The sequence below is a fragment of the Aromatoleum evansii genome (assembly GCF_045689615.1).
In the GTDB taxonomy this organism is placed as follows: domain Bacteria; phylum Pseudomonadota; class Gammaproteobacteria; order Burkholderiales; family Rhodocyclaceae; genus Aromatoleum; species Aromatoleum evansii.
The window spans coordinates 1,176,094-1,195,517 of the sequence record NZ_CP141259.1 but is presented as its reverse complement, the minus strand read 5'-3'; the positions used below and the strand labels follow the sequence as shown (position 1 = coordinate 1,195,517).

Genomic DNA, 19,424 nt, shown 5'->3' with positions numbered 1-19,424 from the left:
CCGGGCTGTCCTGCCCGGCGGCCCCGGGCACCGACCGTTCAGAAGCCCAGGCTGTCGAGCAGGTCGTCCACCTGCTCCTGCGTCGTCACCACGTCGTCGCGGCCCTCGGTGCTCACGACCGGTCCGTTCATCAGCCCGCTGTGCTTCTCGCCGCGCTTTTCCGCCGGCGTCACCTCGAGCAGCACCTGCAGGAGTTCGGTCTCCAGCTTCTGCGCGAGATCGACAACTTTCTTGATCACCTGCCCGGTCAGGTCCTGGAAATCCTGCGCCATCATGATTTCCATCAGCTGCGCGTTGGTCGCGCGGCTCCCCTCCACCACCTCGCCGAGGAAGCTGCGCGTTTCAGCCGACAGCGCCTTGAACTCCTCGACCGACAGCTGGTTCGCGAACAGCCGGTCCCAACGCGAGTGCAGGTCGGAAGCACCCGACTGGATGCGATTCTGGATCGGCTGGGCAATGTCGGTCGCATTAAGCACGCGGCTCGCCGCCTGCTCGGTCATCTGCGCGATGTAGGTCAGGCGCTGGCGTGCATCCGGAATCGCCTGCACGGCATCCTGCAGGCCGTCGTCGGAGCCCAGCTCGCGCAGGGTGTTGTGCACTTGTCGTGTCATCTGTCCGATCCGCGTGAACACCGCGTCGCAACTGTGTTCGGGCTGCACGCTCGACGCAGCCGCTGCATCGGGCGCGGCAGTCTCTGCCTCGGCGCAACCGGCATCGAAGTCCGCCGCGACGGCATCGAACAGGGCCTGCAGTTCGGCATCATCGCCGCCGGAATCGCCCGCCGCAGAGGGGGCGGGAGCAGGCGCTGGCCGCACTGCCGCCGGCGCCGGCTGCGCCTGAGTGTTCGCGATGCTGTCGAACAGGGCCTGGAGTTCGTCCGAATCCCCGACCTCGTCCTGTTTCAGCTTCTTCGCCATTATCGGCCTCCCTGATCGTTTCTTTTCCCGCCCCTCAGGCGGTGGCCTTCTTGCCCATTTTTTCGAAGATCTTTTCCAGCTTTTCCGACATCGTCGCCGCAGTGAAGGGCTTGACGATGTAGCCGCTGGCGCCGGCCTGAGCCGCAGCGATGATGTTTTCCTTCTTCGCCTCGGCAGTGACCATCAGCACCGGCAGGTGGCGCAGATGCGGAGTCTGGCGGATCGTCTGCAGCAGCGTCAGCCCGTCCATGTTGGGCATGTTCCAGTCGGTCACGACGAAGTCGAACGGCGCGCTGTTGAGCTTCTGCAGCGCGACCGCGCCGTCCTCGGCCTCGTCGACGTTGGTGAAGCCCAGCTCCTTGAGCAGGTTGCGCACGATGCGGCGCATGGTCGAGAAATCGTCGACGACGAGGAATTTCATCTTGGGGTCGGACATTCTTGTATCTCCGTAATCTTGCGCACGACCCGGGTCAGCCTTGATGACCCCGGGTCAGCAGCGGACGCAGGGTGTCTGCGAGCGCATCGGCGTCGAATTTTGCCACGTAGGCGTCCACACCGACCCGCTTTCCCATCGCCCGGTTTGCTTCCGACGACAGCGAGGAGTGCATCACGACCGGGATGCCGTCGAAGCGGCTGTCGGCCTTGATGTTGCGCGTCAACACGTACCCGTCCATCTCCGGCATCTCGGCATCGACGAGGATCAGGTCGAGCTCGTCGCTCACCCGGTGGCCGATCTGCTGCGCATGGCTGGCCATGCCCTGCAGGCGCGTCCAGGCCTCCAGGCCATTGACCGCATGCTTGTGCCTGACCCCCAGCTTGTCGAGCACTTCGGCGATCTTGCGTCGCGCGACGCCCGAGTCGTCGACGTAGAAGACCTCATAGTCCTCGCCGTCCGGGATCGGCGCGATGTTGCCGACCACCGCATCGCCGAAGGTCGTCGCCAGCACCGTCTCTACATCGACGATGGACACCAGCTTGCCGTCGGGCAGCTCGGTGATCGCGGTAATGTAGTTGTGCACGTTGCTCGAGACGTTGTCCGGAGCACGCACCTTGTCCCAGTCGACGCGGATGATGCGGTCGACCCCGGCCACGAGGAAACCGAGGGTGCGCTTGCTGTATTCGGTGACCATCATCGAACCGCCGAGCGGTTCGCCCGGCCGCGCGAGGCCGAGGATCTTAGCCAGCGAGAGCACCGGGATGACGTTGCCGCGCAGCGAGATCAGCCCCTCCACGCCCGCCGGCATGTTTGGCGCGCGCGTGATGAAGGGCGTTGCCGATACCTCGCGCACCTTGAACACGTTGATGCCGAAGGTTTCCGTGGTTCCGAGCGAGAACAGCAGGATCTCCATGCGGTTCGAGCCGGCCAGGCTGGTGCGGCCATCGACGACGTTGAGCACGCCGTTTTCTTCGGTCTGGTAACTGGACATGGCGAGGATTCCTCAGGATGCGCGGACTTGCTGCTCGGTGCAGTTGAGCAGGCGGCGCAGCGTCTCGGCGAGACGCTGAGGTTCAAACTTGGGAACGTATTCATCGACACCGACCGACTTGCCGAGCTGCTGGTTCGACATGCCGGACAGCGACGAGTGCATGATCACGGGGATGCCCGCAAAACGCGGGTCGGACTTGATCGACTTGGTCAGGATGTAGCCGTCCATCTCGGGCATCTCGACGTCGGTGAGCACCAGGCTGACCACGTCACTGACCTTGCGCCCGGTGGATTCGGCGAAGCGTGCCGCCTTCTGCAGCTCTTCCCACGCCATGCGGCCGTTGATCGACCCCACGTAGGGCACACCCAGGACATCGAGCGTGCGTTCGATCTGACGGCGCGCCACCGAGGAGTCGTCGGCGAAATACACCGTGTGCGTACTTCCCTCGATCGGCTCGATCCCCTTGAAGAGATACTGGTCGTCCTGGGTCGTCGTCTCGGCGAGGACCTTCTCGACATCCAGCATCATGACCAACTTGTTGTCCTTGAGCTCGGTGACCGCCGTGACCAGCCCGCCCATGTTGGCCGTGAGCATGTCCGGGGGCACGCGCATCTGCGCCCAGTCGAGGCGCAGGATCGTGTCGACTGCCTCGACCAGGAAGCCCTGCGTGTGGCCGTTGTATTCGGTGACGATCATGATGTCGCGCCGGGCGTCAGCCCCGACGCCGACGTAGCGGCCGAGATCGACGACGGGCACCAGCACGCCGCGCAGGCTGACCATCCCTTCGACCGAGGACGGCATCTCCGGTGCCGCGGTGATGGCTGGCGTACGCATCACCTCGCGCACCTTGAACACGTTGATGCCGAAGGTTTCACGACGTCCCGTGCGCTGATCCACGCCGAGCGTGAACAGCAGTATCTCCAGCTTGTTCGTTCCGGCCAGGCGCGTGCGTGCCTCGATATTCTTGAACAGTTCGGACATTTCACTCTCCGCGTTACGCGGCAATATGATCGGAGCGGCGTCCCTGCGCCGTGATTACAATCAAGATAACGTCAGTGACCTGAAATACTTGAGGCGCGGCATCAGAGATTTTCCGCCGCTTTCCTGCCAGTCGCCCATTCTCGCACTATGGTCGCCGTCCCGGTGGCTCGCGTCCGCCCGCAACCCCGATTCACGCCTAGACATCTCGCACACCCCCGGGCATCGTCTGCCGCAGTGCATGATGCGCGATTTCGTCGAGCGGGACGACCTCGCACGCGGCTCCGATCATCGCCGCCTCGCGCGGCATGCCGTACACGACGCAGGTGCCGGCATCCTGGGCGATGGTCCACGCCCCCGCTCGCCGCATCTCGAGCAGGCCCCGCGCGCCGTCCTTGCCCATTCCCGTGAGCAGGACCCCCACCGCCGCCGCCCCCACCTGCGCGGCCGCCGACGAGAACAGCGCATCGACCGAAGGCCGGTGTCGATTCACGGGATCGGCGCGCGACAGCTCACACTGCAGACCGCCTGTCGGCCCGCGCCGCACCAGCAGGTGCGAATGCCCCGGCGCGATGTAGGCCGTACCCGGCAACACCGACTCACCGTGCTCGGCCTCCTTGACCCTCACCGCGCAGAGTCCGTCGAGGCGTCGCGCAAAGGCGCCGGTGAACATTTCGGGCATGTGCTGCACGATAAGGATCGGCGGCGAATTCTGCGGCACGCCGAGCAGGACCTGCTTGATCGCCTCGGTGCCGCCGGTCGACGCCCCGATGAAGATGACGCGGCCGGAGGGCACATGCCCCGCGGACAGCGGTCTAGTTGCCGTCTGCATCGGTGCGCTGATAGACGGTGCGCCCGGTCGAACGGAACAGGTCCGCCGCATGCATGAAGCTCTCGGAATGGCCGGCGAACAGCGCGCCGTCCTTGCGCAGCAAGGGCACGAAACGCTTGAGAATGCCGTACTGGGTCGTCTTGTCGAAGTAGATCATGACGTTGCGACAGAAGATCGCATCCAGCGGCCCCTGCACCGGCCATACCGGATCGAGGAGGTTGATGCGCCTGAAACTCAACAGTCGCTTCAGCTCCGGGCGCACGCGATGCTCGCCGGCCCCTGTCCCCCGTTCGAAATAGCGCCGCAGCATGTCAGGCGCCATGCGCGCCACGCGGTCGTCGCGATAGACGCCGCGCTCGGCATGCGCGAGGACGCTGGTATCGATGTCGCTGGCGAGGATGTGCACCGGCGGATTGAGCGAATTGAACGCCTCGCACGCCGTGATCGCGAGCGAGTACGGCTCCTCGCCGGTGGACGCCGCATTGCACCAGATGCGAATCGTGCGGCGTTCGGCAATGCGCCGCATGCGCTCGGCGAGGATGTCGAAATGGTGCGACTCGCGGAAGAACGAGGTGAGATTGGTCGTCAGTGAATTGACGAAGGTCTCCCATTCGGTGCGATCGCGCTCGAGGCGGCCGATGTACTGGGCAAAGCTGCGGTCGCCGCATGCGCGCAAGCGGCGCGCGAGCCGGCTGTACACCATGTCCAGCTTCGCCGGGGACAGGACGATGCCCGCATGGTCGTAGATCAGTTTGCGGATGCGTTCGAAATCGGCCTGCGTCAGTTCGAATTCGCGCTCGCCGGCCGCCGACAAAGCCGACGCGGCGGCCGCAGCCGCCAGCGCGGCGAGCCCCGGCGCGGACATCGACGCGGACATCGTCGCAGCACTCGGCCGGACCGGACCGTCCGCCGCCGGGCGACCCGCAATGACGGGCGTTGCCGGCTTGCGGCCGAAGGGAGAGTCACCAGCAGGCATCTTCAGATCACCTCGAGGCCCGCTTCGGGGCGGCAGCGCATTGCATGAACCCTCGCATCAGGGCGACTTGACGGGCGGCAAGGGGAGCGGCAACGCACTGCGCCCCCTCGGCGGCGTCGCGGGCGCCTGGCTCCTGCTCTCGATATTCTCGCGCAACTCCGTGCCGTCGAGCGGCGCGGACGAACCGATGTCGAGCGCGCCGGCCTGGTTGCGCACGGCCTCCTCCGTCCTCTTGTTCATCACGATGATGCTTATGCGACGGTTCATTGGATGGAGCAGGTCGTCCTTGAGCAGCGGCACCATGTCTGCGAGCCCCACGACGCGGATCACCTTGCCCGCCTCGAGGCCCCCGGCGACCAGTTCGCGGCGCGAGGCATTGGCGCGGTTGCTCGACAGCTCCCAGTTCGAGAAGCCGCGCTCGCCGCCGGCGTAGCGCGCCGCATCGGTATGCCCCGAAAGGCTCAGACGGTTGGAAACATCGTTGAGCGCGCGCCCGATCGCGCGCAGCAGCTCGCGCGTGTAAGGCAACAGTTCGTCGCTCGCAGTGTTGAACATCGGGCGGTTCTGCGCATCGACGATCTGGATGCGCAGGCCTTCGGACGTGATGTCGAGCAGGATCTGGTTGCGGAAGGGGCGCAGCTTGGGATCGGCCTCGACGAGCGCCTCGATGCGCCCTTTCAGGTCCTCGAGACGGGCCCGTTCGCGCGTCGCTTCCACGCCCTCGTCGTCGCCTTCGACGCGATACACCTCGCGCCCCTTGGCCGCATCGAGGTTGATCGAGCGCCGCCCCTCGACTTCGCCGCGCTTGCGCTGCCCGAGCGAGCGAGTGAGGTCCTCGCCCCCGCCCTGGATGACACTGGAGCTGTCGCCCGCACCGCTGCCGCCCTGCAGCGAGACCTTGAGCGGGTTCATGAAGTGGTCGGCAATGCCCTCGAGGTCGCCCTGGGCCGTGGAGCCGAGCAGCCACATGAGGAGGAAGAAGGCCATCATCGCCGTGACGAAGTCGGCGTAGGCGATCTTCCACGCACCGCCGTGCGCCGCGGCTGCGACCTTGTTGATGCGCCGGACGACGATGGGCTGCTGGGTATCGTCGCTCATGGGCGCCCCATGCCGCGGCGGCAGTCAGCGTTGAACGTAAGCGGGGCGACGGCGATCATCGCGGGTCTCACCCCTTGCGGGCCTTGATGTCCTGCTCGAGCTCGGCAAAGGTCGGTCGCTCGCTGGAATACAGCGCCTTGCGGCCGAACTCGACGGCGACCTGGGGAGCGTAGCCGTTCATGCTGGCGAGCAGCACCAGCTTGATGCATTCGAACATCTTGCCGCTTTCCTCGACGCGCTGCTCGAGCTGGCTCGCAATCGGCTGCACGAAGCCGTACGAGAGCAGGATGCCGAGGAAGGTGCCGACCAGCGCGCCGCCGATCATCTTGCCCAGCACGGCCGGCGGCTGGCCGACCGAGCCCATGACGTTCACGACGCCCATCACCGCGACGACGATGCCGAAGGCCGGCAACGCGTCGCCGAGCTTGGCCATGACGTGCGGGGCGATGTGCGTTTCCTGGTGGTGCGTCTCGATTTCCTTGTCCATCAGGCCCTCGATCTCGAAGGCGTTGAGGTTGCCGCCGACCATCATGCGCAGGTAGTCGGTGAGGAACTCGACCGCATGATGGTGAGCCATGATGGTGGGGTACTTGGTGAAGATCGGGCTCGACTCGGGATTGTCGACGTCGTTCTCGATCGACATCAGGCCTTCCTTGCGCACCTTCGCCAGCACCTCGTACAGCAGGCCGAGCAGGTCGAGATACATGGCCTTGGTGTAGGGCGAGCCCTTGAACACGCCCGGCAGGGCCTTCAAGGTCGCCCTGAAGGCCTTCGGGCCGTTGCTGCCGACGAAGCCGCCGATCATCAGGCCGACGATGGCGAGATATTCCATCGGCACCCACAGCGCCATGAGGCTGCCATGGACGGAATACGTGCCGACCGACGCTGCGAGGATGAGCAGATAACCAATGATGAGGAACACCGGGAAGCCCCCGTGGATTCGACACGCGCGACGACGCCGCCGCACGCCGGAAAAGTTATTGCGATTTTAACGTCACTCGGCGCGCAAACTTGAACCCGGAAATGAAAAGGCCGCCGGCATGTGCGGCGGCCCCTTGCGCGAACGGACGCCGCCGTTCAGTCGGCGGTGGCGAGCGCCTTGGTCTTGGCGACGCGGCGCGTGGCCGTGGCGCGCTTGGTGCCGGTGGCCCGGGCGGCCTCGGCGGCACGCTTGGTCTTGCCGGCGCGCGAGGGCATGTTGCACAGGCCGCACACGAATTCGTGCGTCGGGTCGTAGGCGTGGGCGACGAAGTGGCCGCCGCAGCTGGTGCACGAGGCCATCTGCAGGAGGTCGGCATCGAAGAAGCGCACCAGCGTCCAGGCGCGGGTGAGGCTCAGCGCCGGCTCGATCACTTCAGCCTCGATGTGGTCGAGGTAGAGGTGATAGGCCTTCAGGATCGCGTCCAGCCCCTTGAGGCCGGTGTTGTCCTGGAAGAAGCGGAAGAAATTCATGAACAGCGAGGCATGCACGTTGGGCTGCCAGGTCATGAACCAGTCGGTGGAAAACGGCAGCATGCCCTTCGGAGGCGACATGCCGCGGATTTCCTTGTAGATCTTGAGCAGACGCTCGCGACTGAGCTTGGTTTCGGCTTCCAGCATCTGCATGCGGGCACCGAGGCGGACCATTTCGGCTGCGCGCTGGATGTCCTCAGCCTCTTCGATGATGCTCTTGTTTTTCATCGTGTTCTCCTTGCCGCCCCACCCGGGGGCGCTCCGCCGCGGATCCTGCAGTGGCAGGCGGCATCCCCTGCCGCCCTTGCGTCCTGCACCTCCCGCAGCGCCGTGTCGGCGCCTATCCCGCCAACCGCTTCACCGGCTTGCCCGCGGCGAGGATCGCCGCATGCAGGCTGGAACTCGTCTCGTCGCGCCCCTTGCCCGCGAGCAGCCCGGCAAGCAGCGCGTCGTCGAAGCGGAACAGCAGCATCTGGCTGCTGGCCATCTTCACCAGCTTCGCACTCGAAAGCCCCTCCACCAGATCGGCGACGTCCTTGTCTATGCCCAGGCGGAACATCGCGGTCTCCCGGTCGCTGCGCAGCATCTGCTGGGCCAGCATCAGGTACGCGAGGTTCAGTTCCTTGATTTCCGCCTGAAAATCAGGACGTTTCATTTCCGCTCCCTTTCAGGGACAAGCGCCATAAAGTTAAAGTGAATTGTGAGCAATTGCAAGAAAATAGCCCTATTGGCATGTTGCAGATAAGCCACAGGTGATATCCACAGTACGCCCAATAGATTGTATTGAAAGGGAAATACGGAAGTAACGCAGCGCCTTCGGAGATCCGGGGTTCAGTCGGCAGCGGCGTCGACGCCGCCCGCATCGCCGGTCTTCTGGACCGTCGCGACACGGTTGCGCCCCTTCTGTTTGGCAAGATAGGCGCCGAGGTCGGCCTGCTTCATCAGCGCATCGACGTCGGGCATCCAGTGTTCGCGCATTGCGACGCCGATGCTGGCGCTGATCGCCACGCGCGTATCGCCGGCCTGCAGCGACAGCTTGTCGAGCGCGTTGCGCAGGCGCTCGGCGCAGCTCAGGGCATGCGGCAGATCGGTTTCCGGGCAGATTGCGAGGAACTCGTCGCCGCCCGTGCGGCAGACGACGTCCTGGCCCCGCAGTGCGCCCCTCAGCGCGTCGGCCGCGCTGCGCAGGACTTCGTCGCCGACGTCGTGGCCGTGGGTGTCGTTGATCTGCTTGAAGTTGTCGAGATCGATGATCATGCACGACAAGGGGCGCCCCCAGCGCTGCGCGGCGGACCATTCCTGCTGGATGCGGTCGATGGCGTAACGGCGGTTGGGGAAGCCCGTCAGTGCATCGGTGAGGGCCGCCTCGTGCAGGCGGCGGTTGGTGACCGCCAGCTGCGACGCGAAATGGCGGATTTCCTCGTGCTCGCGCTCGACTTCCTGCTGCAGGCGCACGACACGCTGGCCGGCCCTGAGGCGCGCGGCGAGCACGCGCGGACGCAAGGGCTTGGCGATGAAGTCGTCGGCCCCGGCCTCGAAGGCGGCGACCAGGTGTTCGTCGTCATCGCTGCGGGTGAGCAGGATCATGTAGATCGCCTGGCCGATGCGTGTCTGGCGCAGCGCCCGGACGAGGTCCGGGCCGTCGAGTTCGGGCAGCTTCCAGTCGAGGATCATGATCTGGGGTTGCAACTCGAGGGCGAGCTCCATGCCCTCGCGGCCATCACCCGCCTCATGCACTTCGTAGTGCACCTGCTCGAGCACGGCGCGCAATCCCGCGCGGGTGCGCGGCTCGTCGTCGACGATCAGCGCGCGTTGGGGATGCGCGCCCCCTTCGCCCGACGCGGCCTCTGCCTGACTGGGCGCCACCGGCAACTGTACCGGATTGCGCGGGCGCACCGCCGGAGCGGCGCGCGCTCCTGCCGCCGCAGCGCTTCCCGGACCGGCCTCGACCTGCTCGAACAGTTCGGCGAAGCGCGGGGCGCGCGGCTGCTGCAGCTGGAGCATGCCGCCCCATTCAACCCACAGGGAGCTGATGCGTTCGCAGTCGGCGACGATGCACTCGCGCTCGATCCCCAGGCGCGGAGCGTCGGCGAAGAGCCTGGCCGCAAGCATGGTCCGCGCAGCCTTGTCGTCGGAAACGCAGATTTCCGCCACGCCCCGCGCCGCGGCGAGAACCTGGAGGATCCTTCGCGCCCGTGATCCCTCGGCCAGATGGGTTCCTTCCGGATCGCGGGCCTGTGCGACGGCATCGATGAAGATCCGCGGCAGGCCCCAGTCCTCGAGCATCGCGCCGGTCAGCTCGCATTGGTCCATCGCGAACCGTTCCTGCTCCATTTCGAGCAGCGATGCGGCGCCGGGCTTGCTTGCCGCCTCGAGCACCGCAGCGTAATCGGCGGGATAGAGCGTCGCGAGCGCAAGCTCGCCGACGCTGCCGAGCAGGCCGACGGCGAAGAGCTCATCGGCCGGGGCGGCGCGGGTGCGTTCGGCAAAGACCTGGGCGGCAAGCGCGCGGGCGAGCGAGCTGCTCCAGAAGCGGTTGTAGTCGAACGCCTGGCAGGCTCCGCGCCGGTAATGCGACAGCAGCGAGAAGCCGAGCACCATGGTGCGCACGGCAGGCAGGCCGAGGACCATGAGCGCCTCGTGCACCGAGGCGACCGGGCGCCGGTTGAAGGCGACGAGGCCGTTGGCCGCCTTGATGAGCCGGCCGACGAAGGCCGGGTCGGCACCGATCACCCGCGCGAGTTCGGCGGTGGACACGTCCTGCTGGCGCGTCAGGCGGATCACCGCGAGCGCGGTTCCCTTCGGCGAGGGGAGATCGCCGGATGCGCGGATCTGTTCGAAGCGGGTCGAATCCAACGGGGGGGACATCGGTGGCGGTATGCGGGAGGCTGGATTGTCGCCGCGGCGCAGCCTCGCTGCGGACGGCGTTCGGGTCGGGCGAACTGTACCGTGCCGGACAGGCGGCTGTCACGAAGGACGATCGGCGAGACATCGCCGGGAGGCTTCGCAGGCGGGTTAGGGGCTAGAATTTGTCCGAACGAACAGGTCGGCGAACACGATGAAATATTGCTCAGATTGCGGCGCAAGCGTCACGCTGCGCATCCCTCCCGGAGACACCCTGCCGCGCCACGTGTGTGCGAGCTGCGGGACGATCCATTACCAGAATCCGAAGATCGTCGTCGGCGCGATTCCCGAGTGGGGCGAGCGCATCCTGCTGTGCCGCCGTGCGATCGAGCCGCGCCATGGCTTCTGGACGCTCCCGGCGGGGTTCATGGAGAACGCCGAGAGCACGGCAGAGGCCGCAGCGCGCGAGACGCTCGAGGAGGCGTGCGCGCGCATCGAGGTCGGCGACTTATTCACGCTGATCAGCGTGCCGCACATCAACCAGGTGCATATCGTGTATCGCGCAACCCTGCTGGACCTCGACTTCGGGCCGGGCGAGGAGTCGCTGGAGGTGGCACTGTTCGAGGAGAAGGACATCCCCTGGGACGACATCGCCTTCCGCACGATCGCGCTGACGCTGCGCCACTATTTCGAGGACCGGCGCCGCGGCAGCTTCGGCACGCACAACGCGAGCATCGCGCTGCCGCCGGCGGCAACTGTTCCCTGAGGAGAGGCCCATGCGAGCGGTCCGCGGCGAGATCCTGCACTTCACCAGCGATCCGGCTGTTGGGGGTACGGAGGCGCTGCGGCATTTCGCGGACGGCTTGCTGATCGTGCGCGAGGGGCTGGTCGCGGAAGCCGGGCCGGCGGATGCGCTGCTCGCGAAGCTGCCCGCAGACGCCCGCGTCGAGGACCGGCGCGGACGGATGATCGTGCCGGGATTCATCGACACGCACATCCACTTCGCCCAGACGGACATCATCGCCAGCCCGGGCGGGCAGCTGCTCGAATGGCTCGAACGCTACACCTGGCCGGTCGAGCAGGCCTTCGCCGACCCCGCCCATGCCGCCACCGTGGCGGAATTCTTTTGCGACGAGCTGCTGCGGAACGGCACGACAAGCGCAGCGGTGTTCCCGACGGTGCACCGCGCCTCCGTCGACGCGCTGTTCGAGGCCGCCCTGCGGCGACGCATGCGCATCATCTCGGGCAAGGTGCTGATGGATCGCAACTGCCCCGAATTCCTGTGTGAAGGCTGCGAGGGCGGCTACGTCGCATCGAAGGAGCTGATCGAGCGCTGGCACGGGCGCGGGCGACTGCTGTATGCGGTCACGCCCCGTTTCGCGGCGACTTCGACGCCGCAGCAGATGCGGCTCGCGGGCCGCCTGTTCGCCGAGCATCCGGGCGTCTATCTGCAGTCGCATCTTGCGGAGAATCGCGCGGAGGTCGCGTGGATCCATGAGCTGTATCCGGAAGCGCGCAGTTATCTGGACGTCTATGAGCGCTTCGGGCAACTCGGGCCGCGCAGCGTGTTCGCGCACTGCGTGTGGCTGGACGATGCGGACCGCGCGCGCATGGCGGCGACCGGGGCGGCGATCAGTTTCTGCCCGACCTCGAACCTGTTCCTGGGGTCGGGGCTGTTCGACCTCGCCAAGGCGGACGCCGCGGGGCTGCGGGTGGGCATCGGCACCGACGTGGGCGCCGGGACGAGCTTCTCGATGCTGCAGACGCTGGGCGAAGCGTACAAGGTGCTGCAGCTGAACGGGCAGTCGCTGTCGCCGGAACGGGCCTTCTATCTGGCGACCTTGGGCGGGGCGCGCAGCCTGTATCTCGACGATCGGATCGGAAGTTTCGCGCCAGGATGCGAGGGGGATTTCGTCGTGCTGGATCCGGCGGCGACGCCCCTGCTCGCGCGGCGCAGCGCGGCGTGCACGACGCTCGCGGAGCGGCTCTTCGTGTTGATGATGCTGGGCGACGACCGGGCTGTGGCCGAGACCTGGGTGATGGGGGAGCCGGCTTGGCGCCGGCCGTGAAGCGCGGCTCCCGGGCAAACGGGGCATATGGTGGAAGCCCTCGCGGGCGATGGGTGGCTCGCGCGGCCGGATGCGCTCCGCATGCCGGCCCCTGCCTGCAGTGGGAGCGGCTTCAGCCGCGAATGGGCGCCGATTCGCGGCTGAAGCCGCTCCCACTCACCAGATCCCACTCACCAGATCCCACTCATCCGCCCCCGCGCTCCGCGGCCGTGGGGCGGCGTACTCGTCAGCCTGCGAGCTCCGGGCGGTTGTCGAACTGGGCGAGCGCTTCCGGGTTCGCCAGCGCCTCGATGTTCTTCACCGCGCGGTGATGCACGACGTTGCGTACCGCGAGCTCGACCAGCTTGCCGCTCTTGGTGCGCGGCACGTCGTTGACCTGGACGATCTTCGCGGGCACGTGGCGCGGCGTGGCGTTGTCGCGGATTGCCTGCTTGATCCGCGCGACGAGTGGGTCATCGAGCACGAGGCCTTCGCGCAGGCGCACGAAGAGCACGACGCGCACGTCGGTCGGGTCCTGCGGCGGCCAGTCCTGGCCGATCACGATGGATTCGAGGATCTCGGGCAGCTTCTCGACCTGGCGGTAGATCTCGGCAGTGCCAATACGCACGCCACCAGGGTTGAGCGTCGCGTCCGAGCGGCCGTGGATGACGAGCCCCCCGTGCGCGGTGACCTCGCAGAAGTCGCCGTGGCACCACACGTTGTCGAAGCGCTCGAAGTAGGCCGCGCGGTACTTCGCGCCGTCCGGGTCGTTCCAGAAGCCGATCGGCATCGACGGGAACGGTTTGGTGCACACGAGCTCGCCCTTCTCGCCGGCCACCGGACGGCCTTCGTCGTCCCATACCTCGACCGCCATGCCGAGGCCGCGACACTGGATCTCGCCGCGCCACACCGGCAGGGTCGGGCTGCCGAGGACGAAGCAGGAGACGATGTCGGTGCCGCCGGAGATCGACGCGAGCTGCACGTCGCGCTTGATCGAATCGTAGACGAAGTCGAAGCCCTGCGGCGCGAGCGGGCTGCCGGTGGACAGCACGACGCGCAGCGCAGAGAGGTCGTACGATTCGGCCGGGCGCAGCGCGCTCTTGCCGAGGGTCTCGATGTACTTCGCGGAGGTGCCGAAGTGGGTGATGCGCTCCTGCTCGGCGTAGTCCCACAGGACCGCGCCCTCGGTTCCGTTAACTGCCACGAAGGGATTGCCGTCGTAGAGCATCAGCGTCGCACCGGCGGCGAGGCCGGACACGAGCCAGTTCCACATCATCCAGCCGCAGGTGGTGAAGTAGAACAGGCGGTCGCCTTCGCGCACATCGGCGTGCAGCTTGTGTTCCTTGAGGTGCTGCAGCAGCGTGCCGCCCGCGCCGTGCACGATGCACTTGGGCACACCGGTGGTGCCGGACGAGTACATCACGTAGAGCGGGTGGTTGAACGGCAGGCGCTCGTATTGCGGTTCGGTTGCCGTCGAGTGCGGTGCGAGGAAGTCGGCGTAGGTCACAGCTCCCGGTACGGACGAGAGCTCAGGCATCACCTCACCTGCGAGGTAGGGCACGACCACCACCCGATGCGCGGACGGCAGCTGGCGCACGATGTCGCCGAGCTTGCCGAGGACGTCGATGGGCTTGCCGTTGTACCAGTAGCCGTCGCAGGCGATCAGCACCTTGGGCTCGGTCTGGCCGAAGCGGTCGAGCACGCCCTGCACCCCGAAGTCGGGCGAAGCGGACGTGAAGGTGGCGCCGAGGCTCGCCGTCGCGAGCATCGCGACCAGCGTTTCGGGCAGATTCGGCATGTAGGCCGCGACGCGGTCATGCGGGCGCACGCCGGCTTCGCGCAGTGCGTCGGCGAAGCGCGCGACTTCGGCGCGGAGCTCCGCACGGGTCATCGTGCGCTTGACCTTGTCTTCGCCCCAGAACACCAGCGCCTTTTCGTTGCTGCTATCGCGCAGCAGGTTCTCGGCGAAGTTCAAACGTGCATCCGGAAACCATTGCGCCCCCGGCATGCGCGAGCCGTCGATCAGCTCACGCGCGCCGCGCTCGCCGATCACGCCGCCGAAATCCCAGATTTCACGCCAGAAATCGGTCGAATGACGCACCGACCAGTCGTGCAAGGCGTCGTAGTCGGCAAGCTGCAGGCCCGAGGCGCTGCGGATGCGTTGGGTGAAGGCGGCCATGCCGGTCGCGGCGATCTGTTCGGGCCGCGGGGTCCACAGGGGGCGAGCGTCGAATTCCTTGTTCGTCATTTCTTGTGTGTCTCCTCGTTCAGAACGGGCCGGTCGCAAAGGCGACCGAGTGCGGCGGCACGCCCTGCTCCACCGCGGCGCGCTGTTGCGCCGCAAGCGCCCGTTGATAACCTTCACGTTGCTGCAGGCGCTGCCAGTAGGCGAGCACCGCCGGCTTGAAGCGTTCCTTGACTCCGATGTCGTCGGCCAGCATCAGCGCGTAGCCGACCGACACGTCGGCGGCCGTGAAACGCCCGGCGCAGATGAAGTCCTGCTTTTCCAGCAGCGCTTCGAGGGTACGCAGGCGCGACAGGAACCAGCGCGCGTAGTCCTCGGCGACCTGGGGCTGGCGCCGCTCGGCCGGCTCGAAGCGCGAATAGCGCAGGACCAGCGTCTGCGGGAAGGTCAGCGTCGCCTCGCCGAAGTGCAGGAAGTTGAGGTAGGCGCCGAAATCGGGCTCATCGGTCTCGACATTGAGCGTGCGGGGCGAGTGCCGGGCGGCAAGGTAGTGGCAGATCGCCGCGGACTCGGTCATGCGCGTCGCGCCGTCGTGGAACGCGGGGATCGTGCCGAGGGGATTGATCTCCAGGTACTGCGGCGCGTCGAGGCGCGGCGGGAACGGCAGCACTTTCAGCGCGTAGGGCAGACCGAGCTCCTCAAGCATCCACAGCGGCCGGAACGAGCGCGCGTTGACGCAGTGGTACAGGGTGATCATGTCCCCTCCCCGCGCTCAGGCGGTCTTCGCTTCGGCCAGCCCCAGTTCACGCTTCATCTGCTCGCGGATCTGGAATTTCTGGATCTTGCCGGTGACGGTCATCGGGAAGCTGTCGACGAAGCGGATGTAGCGCGGCACCTTGTAGTGGGCGATCTGGCCCTGGCAGAAGTCGCGCACCTCGGCTTCGGTGAGCGTCTGGCCTTCGCGCACGATGACCCACGCGCACAGTTCCTCGCCGTATTTCTGGTCGGGCACACCGACGACCTGCACGTCGAGGATCTTCGGGTGGCGGTAGAGGAATTCCTCGATCTCGCGCGGGTAGAGGTTCTCGCCGCCGCGGATGACCATGTCCTTGATACGGCCGACGATATTGCAGAAGCCTTCGTCGTCGATCGTCGCGAGGTCGCCGGTGTGCATCCAGCCGCCGGCGTCGATCGCTTCGCGCGTCTTCGCTTCGTCTTGCCAGTAGCCAAGCATCACGGAGTAGCCGCGCGTGCACAGTTCGCCCGGCGTGCCGCGCGGGACGATGCGGCCTTCGTTGTCGACGATCTTCACTTCGAGATGCGGCTGGACGCGCCCGACGGTGGAGACGCGGCGGTCGAGCGGGTCGTCGGTGCCGCTCTGGAAGCTCACCGGCGAGGTCTCGGTCATGCCGTAGGCGATGGTGACTTCGCGCATGTTCATCTTGTCGATGACGCGCTTCATCACTTCGATCGGGCACGGGCTGCCGGCCATGATGCCGGTGCGCAGGCGCGATAGGTCGAATTCGGCGAAGCGCGGATGGTCGAGCATCGCGATGAACATCGTCGGCACGCCGTAGTTCGCGGTGCAGCGTTCTTCGGCGAGGGTTTCGAGCACGGCGAGCGGTTCGAAGGCTTCGGCCGGGTAGATCATCGTCGCGCCGTGCGTGAGGCAGCCGAGGTTGCCCATCACCATGCCGAAGCAGTGATAGAGCGGCACCGGGATGCACAGGCGGTCGCCTTCGACGAGGCGGATCGCTTCGCCGACGAAGAAGCCGTTGTTGAGGATGTTGTGGTGCGACAGCGTCGCGCCTTTCGGCTGGCCGGTGGTGCCGGAGGTGAACTGGATGTTGATCGGGTCGTCGAACTGGAGCTCGTCGCCGAGGGCGTCGAGCGCGTCGAGTTCATCCACCGTGGGGGCATGCAACAGGTCGTCGAAATTGAGCATGCCGTGGGTCCTGTCGGCGCCCATGCGGATGACGATTTCGAGCGACGGGAGCTTGGCGGATTTCAGTTGGCCGGCCTCGGAGTGCGCGAGTTCGGGTGCGAGATCGCCGAGCATTTCAAGGTAATTGCTGGTCTTGAAGGCCGGCGACAGGACCAGCGCGCGGCAGCCGACCTTGTTCAGCGCGTATTCGAGCTCGGCGCGGCGGTAGGCGGGGTTGATGTTCACCAGCACGAGGCCGGCCTTGGCGGTCGCGAACTGGGTCAGCGCCCATTCGGTGTTGTTCTGCGACCAGATGCCGACGCGCTCGCCGCGTTTCAGGCCGAGGCGCATCAGGCTGCACGCCAGCGCATCGACGCGCTGCTTGAGCGCGGCGTAGGTCAGGCGCACGTTCTGGTGACGCACGACGAGGGCTTCACGCGCGGCGTGGCGGGCGCAGGCCTCGTCGAAGAAGCGGCCGATGGTCTGGCCGATGAGGCGCTTTTCGGACGCGCCGTGGACGTAGCTCAACTGGGTCATGTGTCTCTCTCCAATGTCCCCGGTTTCGGATGTTTTTTTGAGGCGATCTGTAGGGCGGGAGGAGCGAAGCGCATCCCGCCACGCGGCGATCGCGATGGCGCAACGACTGGATTGGCGGGATACGCCTTCGGCTCCTCCCGCCCTACGATGACGCGCACGGGCGGGAAGGCGGGACGCGCATCCCGCCGCTCCTCACTTCTTCGCCGGCTCGAACTCGACGAGTTCAGCGCCGTCGCCCACCTGGTCGCCGACCGCGAACCGGAAGGCCTTGAGCAGGCCCGACGCCGGCGCGGTGATGGTGTGCTCCATCTTCATCGCTTCGAGGATCAGCAGCGGCGCACCCTTCTCGACCGTAGTGCCGGCCTCGGCAAGCAGCGCGATGACCTTGCCCGGCATCGGCGCGAGGAGCCCGCCCTCGGCGCCGCCGCCTTCGCCCGCGTGGTGCAGCGGGTCGACGTTGGCGAGCTGCCAGGTGCGGCCGTCGAGGAAGACGTGGCGCTTCTCGCCGGCTACGATCACGGTCGCGCCCATGCGCCGGCCGTCGAACTCGACGCGCAGGCCGCCGCGATCATCGAGCTTGCCGCGCGCCTCGGTGCTATGCCCGTCGACGGTCAGGGTGTAGAGATCGCGTCCGCGGTACGCGACCGTAACCGCCTTTTGCGATTCACCGAAGCGGAAGATCAGTTCGCGCTTCGCGGTCGCATTGAGGCGCCAGCCGTCGCGCGCATGCCACGGCGAACCGGGGTCGGTGCCACGCTCCGCCTCATCCTCGGCGCGCGCGGCTTCGCGCAGCAGTTCGCCGAGGGCCGCGACGAGGTAAACCTCGGCGGGAGGCTGCTCGCCTTCGGGGAAGAGGTAGGCTTTTTCGCGCTCGATGAGGCCGGTATCGAGATCGGCGTTCGAGAAGGCCGGGCAGTTCGTCAGGCGCGACAGGAACTCGATGTTGTTCGCCACACCCACCACGCGGTAGTCCGCCAGCGCCTGCAGCATGCGGGCGAGCGCCTGGTCGCGGTTCTCGTCCCACACGATCAGCTTCGCGATCATCGGGTCGTAGAAGGGGCTGATCTCATCGCCCTCCTCGACGCCAGTGTCGACGCGCACATGCAGGCCTTCGGCCGGCGGCGCGAGGTGCAGCAGCTTCCCGGTCGAGGGCAGGAAGCCCTTCGCGGGATCTTCGGCGTAGATGCGCGCTTCGAGCGCGTGGCCGCGGATCTGGAGCTGTTCCTGCGCGAGCGGCAGCGGTTCGCCCGAAGCGACGCGCAGTTGCCACTCGACGAGATCCAGCCCGGTGATCATCTCGGTGACCGGATGCTCGACCTGCAGGCGCGTGTTCATCTCCATGAAGTAGAAGGAACCGTCCTGGTTCGCGATGAACTCGACGGTGCCGGCGCCGACATAGCCGACGGCCTTCGCGGCCTCGACCGCGGCCTTGCCCATCGCAGCGCGGCGCTCGGGCGTCATGCCGGGCGCGGGCGCTTCTTCCAGCACCTTCTGGTGGCGGCGCTGCACCGAGCAATCGCGTTCGAAGAGGTACACGCAGTTGCCGTGCGTGTCGCCGAAGACCTGGATCTCGATGTGGCGCGGGCGGGTGATGTATTTCTCGACCAGCACGTGCTCGTCGCCGAAGGACGACGCCGCTTCGCGCTTGCAGGAGGCGAGCGACGCGATGAAGTCGTCGGACTTCTCGACCAGGCGCATGCCCTTGCCGCCGCCGCCGGCCGCGGCCTTGATCAGCACGGGGTAGCCAATCTGATCGGCCTGCTGGTGGAGGTAATCCGGCTCCTGGTTGTCGCCGTGGTAGCCGGGGGTGAGCGGCACGCGGGCCGCTTCCATCAGCTTCTTCGCCTCGGACTTCGAGCCCATCGCACGGATTGCCGACACCGGAGGTCCGATGAAGACGATGCCTTCGCGCTCGCAGGCGTCGCAGAAGTCCTCGTTCTCGGACAGGAAGCCGTAGCCGGGGTGGATCGCCTGCGCCCCGGTCTGCTTGGCGGCGGCGATGATGCGCTCGATGACGAGGTAGCTTTCCTTGACGGCCGCCGGGCCGATCAGCACGGCTTCGTCGGCGAGGCGCACGTGGCGGGCGCTGGCGTCGGCCTCGGAGTAGACGGCGACGGTCTTGATGCCCATGCGGCGCGCGGTCTTGATCACCCGACACGCGATCTCGCCTCTATTGGCGATCAGGATCTTTTCGAACATTCTTGTC

General features: G+C 66.7%; 17 protein-coding genes. 2 read left to right on the top strand and 15 right to left on the bottom strand.

The genetic code is table 11. The features are described from left to right. Positions 1–38: 38 nt before the first annotated feature. The 11 genes from cheZ to U5817_RS05320 form a co-directional block, all read right to left on the bottom strand. Positions 39–917: a protein phosphatase CheZ gene (cheZ, locus tag U5817_RS05370; RefSeq protein ID WP_169125024.1), complete on the bottom strand. Its 879-nt coding sequence runs from the start codon at positions 915–917 to the stop codon at positions 39–41. Between the two features lie 34 nt (positions 918–951). After that, positions 952–1,353 carry a chemotaxis response regulator CheY gene (gene cheY / locus U5817_RS05365; protein WP_018991156.1) on the bottom strand — a complete coding sequence of 134 codons (402 nt, stop codon included), beginning with the start codon at positions 1,351–1,353 and terminating at the stop codon, positions 952–954. Positions 1,354–1,387: 34 nt separating this feature from the next. Next, positions 1,388–2,344 carry a chemotaxis protein gene (locus U5817_RS05360; RefSeq protein ID WP_169125023.1) on the bottom strand — a complete coding sequence of 319 codons (957 nt, stop codon included), beginning with the start codon at positions 2,342–2,344 and terminating at the stop codon, positions 1,388–1,390. 12 nt (positions 2,345–2,356) lie between these two features. Then, complete coding sequence (locus U5817_RS05355) at positions 2,357–3,325, bottom strand: chemotaxis protein (protein WP_169125022.1); 969 nt, start codon at positions 3,323–3,325, stop codon at positions 2,357–2,359. 196 nt (positions 3,326–3,521) lie between these two features. Beyond that, entirely contained in the window at positions 3,522–4,154 is a 633-nt protein-coding gene (locus tag U5817_RS05350) for a chemotaxis protein CheB (RefSeq protein WP_211166881.1), read from the bottom strand. Then, on the bottom strand, positions 4,138–5,031 hold the full coding sequence (locus U5817_RS05345; protein ID WP_407279946.1) for a CheR family methyltransferase: 894 nt from the start codon (positions 5,029–5,031) through the stop codon (positions 4,138–4,140). Before U5817_RS05345 ends, U5817_RS05350 begins: the two co-directional genes overlap by 17 nt. 156 nt (positions 5,032–5,187) lie before the next feature. Next, positions 5,188–6,228, bottom strand: coding sequence for a flagellar motor protein MotB (motB, locus tag U5817_RS05340; RefSeq protein WP_407279944.1), 1,041 nt, complete (start codon positions 6,226–6,228; stop codon positions 5,188–5,190). Between the two features lie 67 nt (positions 6,229–6,295). Further along, positions 6,296–7,150, bottom strand: coding sequence for a flagellar motor stator protein MotA (gene motA / locus U5817_RS05335; protein ID WP_169125020.1), 855 nt, complete (start codon positions 7,148–7,150; stop codon positions 6,296–6,298). Positions 7,151–7,305: 155 nt separating this feature from the next. Continuing rightward, positions 7,306–7,908 carry a flagellar transcriptional regulator FlhC gene (gene flhC, locus U5817_RS05330; RefSeq protein ID WP_169125019.1) on the bottom strand — a complete coding sequence of 201 codons (603 nt, stop codon included), beginning with the start codon at positions 7,906–7,908 and terminating at the stop codon, positions 7,306–7,308. Positions 7,909–8,020: 112 nt separating this feature from the next. Then, positions 8,021–8,335: a flagellar transcriptional regulator FlhD gene (gene flhD, locus U5817_RS05325; protein WP_076603648.1), complete on the bottom strand. Its 315-nt coding sequence runs from the start codon at positions 8,333–8,335 to the stop codon at positions 8,021–8,023. Positions 8,336–8,511: 176 nt separating this feature from the next. Next, on the bottom strand, positions 8,512–10,548 hold the full coding sequence (locus U5817_RS05320) for a diguanylate cyclase (RefSeq protein ID WP_407279943.1): 2,037 nt from the start codon (positions 10,546–10,548) through the stop codon (positions 8,512–8,514). 190 nt (positions 10,549–10,738) lie between these two features. On the opposite strand from U5817_RS05320, the gene U5817_RS05315 reads away from it, so the two are divergent. Then, positions 10,739–11,290, top strand: a complete 552-nt coding sequence (locus U5817_RS05315; RefSeq protein WP_169125017.1) for an NUDIX hydrolase — start codon at positions 10,739–10,741, stop codon at positions 11,288–11,290. A 10-nt stretch (positions 11,291–11,300) separates the two neighbouring features. Then, positions 11,301–12,593 carry a guanine deaminase gene (gene guaD, locus U5817_RS05310; RefSeq protein ID WP_407279942.1) on the top strand — a complete coding sequence of 431 codons (1,293 nt, stop codon included), beginning with the start codon at positions 11,301–11,303 and terminating at the stop codon, positions 12,591–12,593. 226 nt (positions 12,594–12,819) lie between these two features. Here guaD and U5817_RS05305 read toward each other — a convergent pair whose 3' ends face one another. From U5817_RS05305 to U5817_RS05290, 4 genes are all read right to left on the bottom strand, one after another. Further along, positions 12,820–14,820 (bottom strand): acetoacetate--CoA ligase, encoded by a 2,001-nt coding sequence (locus U5817_RS05305; protein WP_407279941.1) that lies wholly within the window; start codon positions 14,818–14,820, stop codon positions 12,820–12,822. A gap of 19 nt (positions 14,821–14,839) precedes the next feature. Beyond that, on the bottom strand, positions 14,840–15,514 hold the full coding sequence (locus tag U5817_RS05300) for a glutathione S-transferase family protein (RefSeq protein WP_407279940.1): 675 nt from the start codon (positions 15,512–15,514) through the stop codon (positions 14,840–14,842). A 15-nt stretch (positions 15,515–15,529) separates the two neighbouring features. Beyond that, on the bottom strand, positions 15,530–17,218 hold the full coding sequence (locus tag U5817_RS05295; RefSeq protein ID WP_407279939.1) for an AMP-binding protein: 1,689 nt from the start codon (positions 17,216–17,218) through the stop codon (positions 15,530–15,532). A gap of 192 nt (positions 17,219–17,410) precedes the next feature. Continuing rightward, on the bottom strand, positions 17,411–19,417 hold the full coding sequence (locus tag U5817_RS05290) for an acetyl/propionyl/methylcrotonyl-CoA carboxylase subunit alpha (RefSeq protein ID WP_407279938.1): 2,007 nt from the start codon (positions 19,415–19,417) through the stop codon (positions 17,411–17,413). Between the last annotated feature and the right edge of the window lie 7 nt (positions 19,418–19,424).